General features: G+C 42.4%; 13 protein-coding genes. 12 read left to right on the top strand and 1 reads right to left on the bottom strand.

Translation table 11 applies throughout. From position 1 onward, the window contains the following. Positions 1 to 382 precede the first annotated feature (382 nt). Entirely contained in the window at positions 383 to 715 is a 333-nt protein-coding gene (locus NWQ57_RS22260) for a DUF3718 domain-containing protein (RefSeq protein WP_306024388.1), read from the bottom strand. A gap of 415 nt (positions 716 to 1,130) precedes the next feature. On the opposite strand from NWQ57_RS22260, the gene ahpC reads away from it, so the two are divergent. The 12 genes from ahpC to NWQ57_RS22320 all read left to right on the top strand — a co-directional run bounded on the left by ahpC (position 1,131) and on the right by NWQ57_RS22320 (position 13,907). Next, positions 1,131 to 1,700, top strand: a complete 570-nt coding sequence (gene ahpC / locus NWQ57_RS22265) for an alkyl hydroperoxide reductase subunit C (protein WP_306024390.1) — start codon at positions 1,131 to 1,133, stop codon at positions 1,698 to 1,700. An 87-nt stretch (positions 1,701 to 1,787) separates the two neighbouring features. Then, complete coding sequence (gene ahpF, locus NWQ57_RS22270; protein ID WP_306024391.1) at positions 1,788 to 3,386, top strand: alkyl hydroperoxide reductase subunit F; 1,599 nt, start codon at positions 1,788 to 1,790, stop codon at positions 3,384 to 3,386. 224 nt (positions 3,387 to 3,610) lie between these two features. Further along, positions 3,611 to 3,976 carry a response regulator gene (locus tag NWQ57_RS22275; RefSeq protein WP_306024392.1) on the top strand — a complete coding sequence of 122 codons (366 nt, stop codon included), beginning with the start codon at positions 3,611 to 3,613 and terminating at the stop codon, positions 3,974 to 3,976. Then, a complete protein-coding gene (locus tag NWQ57_RS22280; protein ID WP_306024393.1) occupies positions 3,973 to 4,554 on the top strand; it encodes a chemotaxis protein CheC in 582 nt (193 codons plus the stop codon). The genes NWQ57_RS22275 and NWQ57_RS22280 overlap by 4 nt, the downstream gene beginning before the upstream one ends. Before the next feature lie 6 nt (positions 4,555 to 4,560). Further along, positions 4,561 to 5,865, top strand: a complete 1,305-nt coding sequence (locus NWQ57_RS22285; RefSeq protein ID WP_306024395.1) for an ATP-binding protein — start codon at positions 4,561 to 4,563, stop codon at positions 5,863 to 5,865. A 181-nt stretch (positions 5,866 to 6,046) separates the two neighbouring features. After that, the gene (locus NWQ57_RS22290) at positions 6,047 to 7,381 is read left to right on the top strand and encodes a sigma-54 dependent transcriptional regulator (RefSeq protein ID WP_306024396.1); all 1,335 of its coding nucleotides are present in this window, start codon (positions 6,047 to 6,049) and stop codon (positions 7,379 to 7,381) included. Beyond that, positions 7,374 to 7,586 (top strand): histidine kinase, encoded by a 213-nt coding sequence (locus NWQ57_RS22295; RefSeq protein ID WP_306024397.1) that lies wholly within the window; start codon positions 7,374 to 7,376, stop codon positions 7,584 to 7,586. The genes NWQ57_RS22290 and NWQ57_RS22295 overlap by 8 nt, the downstream gene beginning before the upstream one ends. 3 nt (positions 7,587 to 7,589) lie before the next feature. Next, positions 7,590 to 9,071 (top strand): CHASE3 domain-containing protein, encoded by a 1,482-nt coding sequence (locus NWQ57_RS22300; protein ID WP_306024398.1) that lies wholly within the window; start codon positions 7,590 to 7,592, stop codon positions 9,069 to 9,071. A 4-nt stretch (positions 9,072 to 9,075) separates the two neighbouring features. Then, positions 9,076 to 9,537: a response regulator gene (locus tag NWQ57_RS22305; RefSeq protein ID WP_306024399.1), complete on the top strand. Its 462-nt coding sequence runs from the start codon at positions 9,076 to 9,078 to the stop codon at positions 9,535 to 9,537. Next, on the top strand, positions 9,530 to 11,491 hold the full coding sequence (locus tag NWQ57_RS22310) for a response regulator (protein ID WP_306024400.1): 1,962 nt from the start codon (positions 9,530 to 9,532) through the stop codon (positions 11,489 to 11,491). Before NWQ57_RS22305 ends, NWQ57_RS22310 begins: the two co-directional genes overlap by 8 nt. 217 nt (positions 11,492 to 11,708) lie before the next feature. Next, positions 11,709 to 12,146 (top strand): hemerythrin domain-containing protein, encoded by a 438-nt coding sequence (locus NWQ57_RS22315; protein ID WP_306024401.1) that lies wholly within the window; start codon positions 11,709 to 11,711, stop codon positions 12,144 to 12,146. A gap of 117 nt (positions 12,147 to 12,263) precedes the next feature. Next, a complete protein-coding gene (locus tag NWQ57_RS22320) occupies positions 12,264 to 13,907 on the top strand; it encodes a diacylglycerol kinase family protein (protein ID WP_306024402.1) in 1,644 nt (547 codons plus the stop codon). Positions 13,908 to 14,172: the final 265 nt, after the last annotated feature.

Consider the following 14,172-nt stretch of genomic DNA (forward strand, 5'->3'; position numbering starts at 1 on the left):
TTTGGGGAGTTTAGAGCAAGCGGCTGAAGTGTTAAACCAAGATATAGTTAAATAACCTCAACTCGGTTTAAGCAGCGCCTCCCACTGGCGCTATTTTTGCGCCTATCGTCGTTGGTTTTCCTACCAATAGCGCGCTATTGCGTACGGAAAACCGCCTTGATAAGCACAAAAATTTCACTAGTGGGCGAGGTTTATGCTCTATAACTCTGTAAGATAATGACTAACTGCTTGATATTATTATTTTTTTGATAAATTCCGACAACTCATTAACCCGAGTTGAGGTTAAATAATCGATTTCATCGCCAATGAAAATTTTAGCGCACGCCTTAGTTGGTACGACAGATAGGCCAACTAAGGAGAGCTAAAATACCTCATCAAGCTTTTAGTGCGCCGCTACTTGCGCAATGACCGCAGCGTCATGGTATTTACCGTTAGTAATAAAGTGATTAATTTTGTCAGCGTCTTTACTGTATTGCGCGACAAATTCCACAAAATTAAGCTGATTGCACTGTATTTTTGTTTCGACGTAGCGTTTGCTCAAACCGGCATCTTTGATGGTGCTCATCAACTTAAACTTTTTCCCTTCTGCCGCTGCCATGCATATTTCAGTGCTGGTACCTTTGTCCGATGCAACGAAGTCACTTTCTGCATGAGCCAAGCCCATAGAGCCACAAATTAGGGAAACAATAGCAATTGATTGAGTTAATTTTTTCATGATGTAAGCCTCTTAAGTTTATTTGATTTGATTTTGGTGTCACCTGAACTAGCTAGAGCAATGGCAGTGCCAAGTTTAAAAATGTTATATAAATCAGTAGTTTGATGGTTTTTTTATGATTTTGGCTATGACTGGGTGTCGTGGGAGCTTCCCCAGTTTTAAATAATTGACTACTTTTTGGTGAATTTGACCATGATGTTTTTTGTGGCTTCATGCTGAGACGAAATAAGGCGCTGAGGGTAGTCGGTTCAGTAGCAAGGGGGGAAAGCACTAAGATGGTTTTGTGCAGTAGGTGAGCCCTCATTAAATAAATCGATTAAATCAATCTAATACATCAATTTTAATAGTATTCGTCAACGTCATATTATCCTTTCCGAGATTTACTCCAAGCCAAACTAATTATTAAGGAATCAACATGACTCAAACTATTATCAATACTAGCTTGTTACCATTCAAAGCAACTGCATTCAAAAACGGCGAGTTCGTTGACGTCACTGAAAAAGACGTTTTGGGCAAGTGGGCAATTTTTATGTTTTACCCAGCTGACTTCACCTTTGTATGTCCTACTGAACTAGGCGATTTAGCTGACTACTATGCACAATTACAAGAGATGGGCGTTGAAGTATATTCAGTGTCAACTGACACTCACTTTACGCATAAAGCATGGCATGACACTTCAGACACCATTGGCAAAATTACTTTTCCAATGATCGGTGACCCAACGGGCAGAATCACTCGTAACTTCGGCGTGATGATTGAAGAAGATGGCCTTGCTCTACGCGGTACCTTTGTACTTAACCCTGAAGGTGTTATTAAAGTTGCTGAAATTCATGACTTAGGCATTGGTCGTTCTGCTGCTGAATTGTTACGTAAAGTACAAGCAGCTCAATACGTAGCCAGTCACGATGGTGAAGTGTGTCCAGCAAAATGGCAGCCAGGTAGCGAAACACTTGCTCCTTCACTAGACCTAGTCGGTAAAATTTAATAAGCAATACGCTTTGATACTGGTGGCCAAGTGTCACCAGTATCAAGGTTATGTTTTCAGCAGTCTTTAGCTCAAAGGAGTACACACATGTTAGACGCTAAATTAAGTGCTCAATTACAAGCCTATTTGCAGAACTTAAAAACCGAAGTGCAATTACATATTGCCTTGGATACTTCTGCCCATCCTAAAAAATCAGATGAAATAAGTGAATTGGCTAAGGAAATCGCACAGCTATCAGATTTAGTCAAAGTGCTACCACAACAAGACAAACATGTGCGAGTGCCTTCGATGCAGGTGGTTTCTGCTGTTAATAACACTAAAATAACCTTTGCTGGTGTTCCGTTGGGGCATGAGTTTACCTCTTTGGTGTTAGCACTGCTGCACAGCGGTGGTCATCCTCTTAAAATTACCCAAGAGCAAATTGAATTTATTAAAGGACTTGAAGGTGAATTCGAGTTCGAGACTTTTGTCTCACTAAGTTGCCAAACCTGTCCGGGCGTGGTGCAAGCCCTTAACATGATGGCGGCTCTCAATCCTAATATTCGCCACACCATGATTGATGGGAGCTTGTTTCAAGATGAAGTCACCGAACGTAATATCATGGCTGTGCCCAGTGTTTATTTAAACGGTGAAGTTTTCAGCCAAGGCGGCGTAAGCATTGACCAAGTGTTGAAAAAAATTGATCCCAGTTCGGGCAAAAAACAGGCTGAGCAGCTTAAGCAAAAAGCACCTTTTGAAATGTTGATCATTGGTGGCGGTCCTGCTGGTGCAGCAGCGGCTATCTACACTGCACGTAAAGGTTTACGCACCGGTATTGTGGCAGATAAATTTGGTGGTCAAGTCGCTGAAACGGTGGGGATCGAAAACTTTATTTCGGTCAAGGCCACTGAAGGTCCTAAGTTGGTTTCAGGTTTAGAAGAGCACGTTAAAGACTACCCTGTTGATATCATGGCGGACAATAAAGCGGTTAAACTTACTAGAGTAGCTAGCGAACTCGGTAATGTGATTAAGGTTGAACTTGCCAACGGCGCAACCTTGAGCAGTCAAGCCGTTATTTTAGCGACAGGGGCCAGATGGCGCGAAATGAATGTGCCGGGTGAAAAAGAGTATCGTGGCAAGGGAGTCGCTTATTGCCCTCACTGTGATGGTCCCTTATTTAAAGGTAAACGTGTAGCGGTTATTGGTGGCGGTAACTCTGGAATCGAAGCGGCTATTGATCTTGCCAATATTGTAGAGCATGTCACCGTATTAGAATTTGACAGTAAATTACGTGCCGACAAAGTACTGCAAGATAAAGCGAACTCAATGAAAAATATTGAGATTATTCTCAATGCTCAAACTACCGAAGTGGTGGGAGATAAAGAACGGGTTACTGGTTTGAATTACACAGACAGAACCGACGCTAGTAGCAAACATATTGAGCTTTCAGGCATTTTTGTGCAAATTGGTTTAGTACCAAACTCTGAGTGGTTGAAGGGCGATATCGATATGAATCAACGCGGAGAAATAGTGGTCAACAATAAAGGTGAAACCTCTATTCCCGGCGTTTTTGCCGCCGGTGATGTGACGACCTCTCCTTACAAGCAGATTATTATCGCGATGGGTGATGGTGCTAACGCAGCCCTTGGCGCCTTTGACTACCTGATCCGCCAAAGTGTGCCGGTCAAACAAGAAAAGGCTGCGTAATAAGGATGGTGTGTCAAATATTCGCTGTAAGTGGTGGGCGTACAGGTAAACAGTAGTTATAAGCGGAGCACCGATGTGCTCCGTTTTTATTTATGCATTTTTCCATCGTTGTTTTTCAAAAAAATTTATGACTAAACTTTCCTAAAGCGCTTCATTAATCTACTTTTTGAACTATCTTTGCTTTGATGTCTTACCTTTTTAATGCTGTAAATAGGACTATTAATATGCCAATACCGGTAACCATTGCGGATGATTCCGCCCTCTCTCGTAAAAATGTTCGTCGCGCTATTCCTGAAGATTGGGATGTAAGTATTTCTGAGGCTACCAATGGGCAGGAAGCCATCGATGCGGTGGAGGCAGGATTAGCTGATATTCTCTTTTTAGATTTAACCATGCCAGTGCTAGATGGATTTGATGTATTACGATATGTAAAGAGTCATCATCAAAAAACGATTGTCATTGTCATCAGTGCGGATATTCAACCTAAGTCAGTAGAATTAGTTAATTCTCTTGGTGCATTTCGTTTTTTGCAAAAACCTTTAAAAGCCGAAGAGCTCAGAGAAACCTTACATGAAGTAGGTCTCCTATGAATCAGACATTATTATCAGAAGACCAAAGAGATGCCCTGCAGGAGATGATGAACATTTCCATGGGCCAAGCCGCCCGCTCTTTAGCGCAGTTAATTGACACACAAATTACCCTTTCAATTCCAACTATCAGTGAGGCAAGCCCTAGTGATTTAGCGGAAATATTCAGCTTTGGAAAGGTGACGTGGTATGCACGACAGTCTTTTTTAGGGCAAATCAAAGGTGAGGTGCTGTCTTTAATCGGTAAAAATGGTTGTGAAGCCCTGGCCGAATTGATGGATTACGATATGCCACTGACGGAAGTGCAAACTCAAGAATTGATCCTTGAACTAACGAATATTCTGTCTGGTGCGTGTTTAAGTGGATTGTCTTCACAGCTTGAACTTAAAACTAACCTCAATATGCCCACGTTATTCAACCCTTCTGCTTCAGAAAAGTCGGTGTATAGCTGGAGTACTGCTTTGCTGGTTGAAGTGACCTTTAGCATTGAGAGTTTTAGTTTTAATGCAAGAGTGATGATTTGTATGGAAGAAAACTCTATCTTGACCCTGAAGAAAAGCTTAGATGTTTTGGTAGGATAATCCCGCATGCACAATCCCGAGTTGTTGGAGAGTTTACTACGCAAACTACCCATGGGGGCCTGTATTGTCGATGCTCAGTACCAGATCGTATTTTGGAACGATTTTTTTTCTGATCGTTTAGACCTACAAGAAACCGACGTCATCGGCAAATCAATTTTGGAGATATTTCCCGAACAAGCTCGCTTTTTAAAAAAGAAAATTCACAGTGTTTTTATTCTGAAAAATGAGAGTTTTTCTTACTGGGAACAACGCCCCCATATTTTTGAATTTCAAAGCTCTCGTCCAATTACAGGTGAAGAGACCCTGATGTACCAAAATATGGAAGTGTTACCCCTAATGGACGAACAGCAAGAGGTGCAATATGTTTGCATCACCATTCAAGATGTCACCGCGCAAGCCAGTTATTATTCCGATTTATCCAAAGCGGCAGAAGAGCTCGATAAAGAGCATAAAGAACAAGCAAGGCTTATTCGAAAATTGGAAGAAGCCAAGACCCAACTCGTTCAGTCAGAAAAAATGGCTTCAATAGGTCAGCTAGCCGCCGGTGTTGCCCATGAAATTAATAGCCCCATTGGTTTTATTTATTCCAACTTACAAAGCTTGCAAGACTATGCTGAAAAGCTTATTAAAGTTGGCACCTTTGCCGCAAAGTTAATAGATAAAAGCGGTGAAATGAAATTCAAACGTTTAAAAAATGATTTTTATGAACGAGCAGAATTTGATTACATTAAAGAGGATATTGTTGATTTAATTAGTGAGTCTTTAGATGGCGCGGTGCGGGTCAAAGAAATCGTAAAAAGTTTAAAAGAGTTCTCACATTCAGACACCAATGAATGGGCTGTATCTGATGTCGTTGAGGGGATAGAAAGTACCTTAAAGATCATTAACAGCCAATTTAAATACAAGGTGGAATTAGTAAAAGACTACCAAGAGGGTATCCCTCCTCTTTATTGTATGGTCATGCAACTCAATCAGGTGTTCATGAACTTAATTCTCAATGCTGCCCAAGCGATTGAAGGTAGCGGACACATTTATATTCGGGTTTATACAGATGGTGATTGGCAAAAAGTAAGTATTCGAGATACCGGTCAAGGCATCAGTCCCAGCAATTTGTCTAAGATTTTTGACCCATTTTTTACCACCAAACCGGTGGGCAGTGGCACGGGTTTAGGCTTATCTTTGTCGTACAATATTATTAAAAACCATGGTGGTAATATCGATGTAAATAGTACCGTTGGTAAGGGCACCGAATTTATTGTTTCGTTACCACATAAATCGGCAAATGAGCCAACTGAGAGTCCTGAGTCTTAGGCAGCCCACCCGTGCGCGGCAACAACCCGTTTTAGTCATTTCTGTGCTAGTTCGCTTATTAACTGCGCACTTTATCGTTTATTTTCTGCCTTCTTACTGAATTATGTATATTTTGGTGGGCAAGCTCCATTGAAGTTTGATATCTTCGCCACATTATATTTAAAAAATGTAGGGAGACAGTGTGTTAAACGTACTATTGGTTGATGACGACAACGATTTTACCGATGTAGCCAGTCAGATAATTGAATTTCTGGGCCATGACGTTACGACGGCACAAAATCTTGCCGAAGCGTATCAGATATTAGAGTTTAATGAATTTGATCATATCTTCCTCGATTTTATGTTGCCAGATGGTAGTGGTCTGCACCTCATTGATCACGTCAAAAAGCTGAGCTCCTCTCCTTATATCACCATGATTACAGGCCATCCCTCGGTGAAAACCATGCTGGCTGGACTGTGTGGGCCCAAAGTGGATTATCTTCTTAAGCCACTGCAACGTGAAGATCTTGAGTCAGCCTTATCGCGCAAGTCAGCAAAAAAGAAAACATCTAATGCAACTTCAGCTGGTCCTACTTTGCATTTTGGTTGCCTCATTGGTGAATCAAAAGTGATGCAGGCGCTTTACACTATGATTGAACGAGTGGCGCAAACGCCAGCAAATATCATGTTAATGGGTGAAAGCGGTGTAGGTAAGGAAGTGTTTGCAAAAGCGATTCATGAGGCCAGTAAAGTGAAAGGGCCACTGGTAGCAACTAACTGTGGAGCCTTGTCTAAAGAGCTAATAGGCAGTGAATTGTTCGGTCATGAAAAAGGCTCATTTACTGGGGCAGTTGGACGAAAAATAGGGGTATTTGAACGCGCTGAAAATGGCACATTATTTCTAGACGAAGTGACCGAAATGCCTTTAGATATGCAACCCACACTTTTACGAGTACTCGAGTCTAAAAAAGTTGTTCGGGTAGGTGGTACCACTGAAATTGACGTGAACTGTCGCGTAGTGTCGGCAACCAACCGTAACCTCAGTGACTTAGCACAAAGCAAAGCCTTACGCGAAGACATCTATTTTAGATTGGCAGTGTTTCCTATTGATATTCCCCCACTGCGTGAGCGTAGTGATGATATACCTCTTTTAGCCGAGGTTTTTTTAAGGGAGTTGAATGAAGAATATAATGCCAATTTAACCTGGTCTGGCGAGCAATTAAATAAATTGTCTGCTTATCATTGGCCCGGAAATGTGCGTGAACTACGTCATGCCGTGCACCGCGCGTTTATTATGTCAGACATGCAAGGCAGTAAAGTGGAATTGCCAGCCCATTTTGAGTCACCTTTTGCTCGCGAAGAAACCAAATCAAGTGGTATTACTGCGGGTCAAACAATCGAAGATGTTGAACGTTTATTGATTAGCGCCACCTTAGAAAAAGTAGATGGTAATAAAACCCTAGCGGCAGAAATGCTTGGGATCAGCACTAAAACTTTGTATAACCGTTTGCATGCGTACGGAGACTTTGATGCCTGAGGACAACAAAGACTTGAGAAAATTAGTGCATGATGTTCGAGGGCCACTAAATAAAATTTCGATGAACGCTGAATTGATCAAATTGGTGTTAGAAAACAATATGCCCAAGGAAAAAGCGTTGGCGGCTTTGGATAAAATCATTCAAGGTTGCCAAGAATGCAGCCAGCACTTACAACTCATTGCCGAGCACAAGGATAGTGAGTAGGCCATGCGCAGAATAAGTTGGTTAGAAAACACTAAAATAACCTGGACCTTGATCTCTATCATTACCTTGAGTGTGATTGTAGGTAATGCCGTACTAACCCGAAATATCATCAACAAACTCTCGATCACGCAAAGTAGCTTAGTCAACTCAGGTAATGTGCTGAATGCCCTCAATGATCTGCATGTGCTAGTTTTATCTGCTGAAACGGGTCAGCGTGGTTATTTACTTACCGAGGACGAGACTTACCTTGTTCCTTACACTGAAGCGCTTAATGATCTGGCGATGCAACTTTCTTCAGTTGCAAACCTAGAACCCGAGTTACCTGAGCAAGAAAACCGTATTGCCACCCTGTTAACGCTAATCAAAGACAAAATGAAACAGTTAAAAGACACCGTTGATTTGGCTTTGTCTGATAAAGAAAGTGCTGCTTTGAAAATCGTCCTGACCGGACGAGGAAAAAATATCTACGCGAGTATTCGCGAACAATTTGCCGAGATAGTAGAAGCCGAAGAGTTTTTTAGGTTAAGTCTGTTTGCCAATCTGTCCAGTGCGGAAAGTGAAGCGCGTGTGACCTTCGTGATTTCAGCTATTACCAGTTCTTTATTACTGCTAGGCATGGTGTTTTTAGCGATTTTGAATATCCGTATAGATCGCCAAAGTCGAGCAAGACTAGAGTATCAAAACGAACGTTTAGCCGAAGAAGTGCAAGCCCGAACGGCCGAATTAGATATTTATGCTGAAGAGCTGCAACGCAGTAATCGTGAATTAGAAGATTTTGCCTTTGTCGCGTCTCATGATTTACAAGAACCCTTACGTAAAATTAGAGCGTTTGGCGATCGACTACGCTCAACCTATGCTAATCAAATTGATGCGAAAGGCGCAGATTATATTAGCCGTATGCACAATGCCGCTGAGCGAATGTCAGACTTAATCAACGACTTATTAGAGTTTTCGCGCATTACCACACGAGGTAAAGACTTTGCCGAAGTTGACTTAAATGACACCATAGCAACCATTATTGATGATTTAGAAATTGCCATTAAAGAATCAAATGCCCAGATCATTTCGTGTGAACTGCCCACGATCGATGGTGATTCTAGCCAAATTTATCAGCTCTTACTCAATCTCATCTCCAATGCCGTTAAGTTTAAAAAAGCCGATGTTACCCCCCTTATCACCCTCAATTATCAATTAGTTGATGCCACGCCTGAGCAGGCTTTGGTCAGTGAAAAATGGCACGTTTTAACCATCAGCGATAACGGTATCGGCTTTGCTCAAGAATACGCAGACAAGATATTTTCACCGTTTCAACGATTGCATTCACGTGAAGAGTACAAAGGTACCGGCATTGGTTTAGCCGTGTGTCGACGTATTGTTGAGCGCCATCGCGGTGAAATTTCAGCCCTTAGTGTAGAAGGTGAGGGTGCCAAATTTATCATTAAGCTACCTACTATTCTTACTCCTTTAAACCTAGAGAGAGACTAATACCATGCCCTTTAGTAAAAGCCGTAGCATTACCATATTGATGGCAGACGATGATGAAGATGATCGTTTATTAACACAGGATGCGCTAAATGAGAGTCGAGTACTCAACCGCCTTTATTGCGTTGAAGACGGCGTTGAGTTGCTGCAGTATTTGCGCAGAGAAGGTAAGTATCAAGATAAAGATTTGTATCCACGTCCCGGGCTTATTCTCCTAGACCTCAACATGCCCCGAATGGATGGACGTGAAGCCTTACAAGAGATAAAAGCCGATCCTGATTTGCGCAGCATTCCCGTTGTCATTCTAACCACCTCAAAACAAGAAGAAGACATGATTAAAGGATATGGGTCGGGTGCCGCATCCTACATCACCAAACCGGTTAATTTTGAAGGCTTAGTGGGTTTAATGAAAGCCATTGGTCAATATTGGGTTGAGTTTGTCGAGTTGCCGCTGGCAGATAATGACTGAACCAACAGGTCTTGGTATGAGTAAAGTCGCACGCATTTTGATGGTTGAAGATGATGAGGATGATTATATTCTCACCAGCGATTCTCTCGAGCAACTTGATTCATACCAATTCGATATTCACTGGGTAACCAACCCTAAAGTCGCCGTTGAAAAGCTAAGCCAAGAAGAGTTCGACATCTGTTTGTTAGACTTTCAACTTGGTGCGCAAAGTGGCTTAGATGTCTTACGTCAAGCCATCAAGCTAGGTTGCATGACGCCCATTATCATGCTGACTGGGCAAGATGACGACAATCTTGATAAGTTAGCCCAAGACGCGGGTGCAGTTGATTACATCAATAAAGAAGATATTTCGACTGGTCGCTTTGCTCGAGCAATTCGCTATGCCTTGGCTCGCAATGAAGTGGCGTCTGAGCGTTTAGAGCGTCTAAAAGCTGAAACGCAAAATCGTTCAAAAGACCGATTTTTAGCGCATTTAAGTCACGAATTACGCACACCCTTAACTTCAATTCTTGGTTATACCGAGCTGCTTTTGCAAGGCGAAAAGGCAAAAGAGTCACGCTCTGAGTTAAATATTATTTTGAGTAACGGTAAACACCTTTTAAGTTTGTTAAACGATGTACTCGATTTATCCAAAATTGCCGCTGACAAATTAGAATTAAATCCTAGTGAGATTAACCTAGACAGTTTTATTGCAGATGTGTTTTATTTGCTGCAAATTAATGCGCAAGACAAAGGCTTATCTTTGGTCATTACTGCGCCACATGCCCTACCAGAAAGAATCCGTGCTGACAGTACCCGCCTACGTCAGATTTTAATTAACCTAAGCTATAACGCGATAAAATTTACCGATCACGGTCAAGTCGCCATCAAGTTATGGACCGAATGGGTCGAGCAAAAAGAGCTGCTATTTTTTGAAGTGGCTGACACAGGCATCGGTATCCCCGCAGAACGCTTGGCATCAATATTCAAACCCTTTGAACAGGTAGAAGATATCGTTACCCGTAAAGAAGGGGGAGCCGGTCTTGGCTTGGCAATTTGTACTGAACTGGCCAGACGCATGGGCGGTGAATTAAGTGTCGAATCAGAGCTGGGTAAAGGCAGTCGCTTTCGTTTTGCAATAGAGCCCGGTGATATCAGTGACGTTCCACGCTCTGAATTACACTTTGTAAAGGCAGATACTAATCAAGACAATGAACAATATGACCCATTACAAGGGCGTGTTTTAGTGGTTGATGATGCACCGGATATTCGTCAGTTGGTCCAAAAAATATGTGATGGTTTTGGTTTACAAGTGGTCACCGCTGAAAATGGTTTGCAAGCCGTACAAATGTGTAATGAGTCATTAAGTTTAGATACACCATTTACCTTGGTTTTGATGGATATTCACATGCCCGTATTAGGCGGCAGACAAGCGATCGCACAAATTCGTGAGGCGGGCTTTACTGCGCCAGTGATCGCGCTCACCGCAGCAGCGCTCAAAGGGGTTAAACGTTCTTTAATGGATATCGGTTTTTCTGATGTATTACACAAGCCAATCAATAAAAAGGCCCTTTATCAATGCATGAGTATGCATTTAGCGGCGCAAGAAAGCGGTGAGCAAATCGACGAGGTAGAGCCCCACATATTGTTGGTCGAAGATGATGTTGACGCGGCAGAAGTCAGTAAGCTGTTATTAGAAAGTTTAGGTGCAAAGGTGACCTTAGCGTTTACCGGCGCCGAATGTTTAGCGGTTCTACAATCCTCCTTACCAGTATGTAAGATACTGTTAGACTTACACCTTCCTGACACCGATGGTTTATCCCTCGCGGCACAAATTCGAACTATTAGCCCAGAATTAGAAATTGTGGTGGTCAGTGGGGCGCAGATAGAAGCATCTCAACTTAGTGCCTTAAATATCAGTCGCAGTTTGCTTAAACCCTTAAACTTGTCCACTCTGCAAAGTCTTATCGATTAGTTGCCGATTAGCTCGTCATATTCTTAAGGTAATAGTTGCACATTGACTGTAAATATTTCCTATCTTGTTACTCCCTCATCCTGATTATTATTTCAATTATCTTAAATTTAACTTATTTATCAATTGGTTAAGTTGAATTCATTTCTTGGCATATTCTTCGCTATAGTTACGTCACGGATAGAAAATATCAAACAGCACCTGATGCTGAGGAGTAACAATGAACATTTTTGAAGCAATACGTGAAGACCATGACATTCAACGAGAATTGTTAGATAAGTTAATGGATACCTCCGGAAGCAGCGAAACCCGCAAGCAATATTTTGCAGAACTTAAAGCAGCCTTAACCCATCATGAAGTAGCCGAAGAGCGTTATTTTTACGCTCCGCTGATGGAGTTCGACAATACCATGGAGCCTTGTCGTCACGCTGTTGCAGAGCATCACGAAATTGATGAGCTCATCGAAAAAGTTGAGGAGGCAGATATGAGTTCTGCAGCTTGGATGGCGCACATGAAAAACTTACAACATAAGGTTCTTCATCACCTCAAAGAAGAAGAACGCGAATTTTTTCAGCAAGCAGGCAAAGTATTGACCGGCGATCAAAAGCAAGAATTAGCCGATGCCTATCAGCAAGAGATGCAGGCACAAAGCAAGTAAAAATTTACCCCTACTGGTAAGCCTTGGCTTGGCATAAACTTAATTGGTTCCATTGGGTTTGTGTCAGGTCTTTTTTATGCCTACCTTACGAGACTATCTTCAAGAGGTTACTCAGCCATGTTCATCATTAAATATTATATTGCAGGCGCGTTACTGGCATTGCTTTTAGCCGTTATCAGCCCCTTCCTGATCTTGAAAGTGGGATTTGGCTGGATTGCTCTATCGATGGCAGCGGTAAGCTCGGCCTATGTCTTACAAAAACCCAGCATATTTCGGAAAAAGCAAAACGGCTCCATTCCTCTTTATAGCCGTTGGCTTTTTGTTCCCTTTTTACTAGGGGTGCAAATATACAACCTGTGGTCTAGAAAAAATGACAAGGTCCCTGCTATCCAACAAATAGAAGACAAGTTATTTTTAGCCTGCAGACTATTTTCAGATGATGTACTCGACCTACAAGGCCGCGGAGTCAAAGCTATTCTGGATGTTACCGCAGAATTTGACGGCTTAGATTGGTCAGCACAAGATCAAGATCTTGCTTATCTCAATGTGCCTGTGCTGGATCATCAAAGTCCACAAGAAGAAGAGCTTGTGCACGCTATCCACTGGATCCAAAACCAAATCAGTGCTGGGCGCGCGGTGACGGTACACTGTGCGTTGGGCCGCGGTCGCTCAGTTTTAGTGGTTGCAGCGTACTTGCTAGCAAAATACCAAGATTTAACTGTTGAAGATGCATTAAGCAGGATTAATGATATTCGCCAAACTGCCGCCCTAAATCACACTCAACTCAAAGCACTAAAAAAATATCATGCCGCAGGTATTCTAAAATTGAGTTCGCCTATTTGGGTGATTGCCAACCCAGTGTCTGGCGGCGGCAAATGGCAGGAATATAGAGAACAAATAGAACAGAATTTGGCGCCCCATTTTCAATTGCATATCGAAGAAACTACCCAAGAGGTGAGCGCTTCAATGTTGGCTAAAAAAGCCATAGAGCAGGGTGCAACGACCCTTGTTGCCTGTGGTGGAGACGGGACTTTGTCTGAAGTTGCCGCAGAAATCGTGGGTACTGATTTAACATTGGGTATTATTCCCTTAGGTACAGCAAATGCGCTCGCCCATGTGTTGTTTGGCACAAAAAGCAAGGTGCTGCCAATTGAAACGGCCTGCGAGCACATTGTTGCAAAACACGTGCAAACCATTGATACCGCAAGCTGCAACGACAAATTAGTCTTGTTAGTCGTGGGTTTAGGTTTCGAGCAACAAATGATCAAAAGTGCCGATCGCGACCAAAAGAACGAAGGGGGTCAGTTTGCCTATTTGAAAGGCTTATGGGATGCGGTGCATACCAATGAAACCCAACACTTGCGCGTTTCAATTGATCAGCAAGAAGAACAAAGTATTGAAGCCAGTAGTTTCATCGTTGCCAACGCTGCCCCCTTTGCCACCGTGCTTGCTCAAGGTGGCGGCAGTCCAAACTATCAAGATGGTTTACTTGATATCACATGGATGCCACAGCAAGACAATCCAAATGACCATTTACTAACAATGTCTGAATTGGCCATCAGTGGTTTAACAAAAGAGTTTAAATCTGAAAATGTTAAGTATCTCACCGCTAAGCAAATCATTATCCGCGCTGAACATCGCTTAAGCTATGTGGTGGATGGTGAAAATGCCGAGGCAGATGAACTGGTCATTAAAATAAACCCCAATTCGTTAAATGTGCTGAGTTTACCCCTCGATAACGCTGATCAAAAAGCCACGTAGCCATAGAACAAAAGCAGGCGTAAAAGACAATAAAAAGCCAAGGCGAATACTACCTTGGCTTTTTTATCGGCTATTGAAAGCAGTTAACACTAAATGACCAATAAGCGTTGAAAGCCTGTGACTAGAACGGTTTAATCGCGCTGTTGCAATCTCATCCATGCCTTTTCCCCTCCTAATTCTTAGCTAATAATACCGCTTAGCGAAAAAACCACCTAGGCTGGAACTGGGATGAGAGTCAATCGTTTGTCAGGCGCTTTATCATACA

Source organism: Paraglaciecola sp., from assembly GCF_030730205.1.
Lineage (GTDB): Bacteria > Pseudomonadota > Gammaproteobacteria > Enterobacterales > Alteromonadaceae > Paraglaciecola.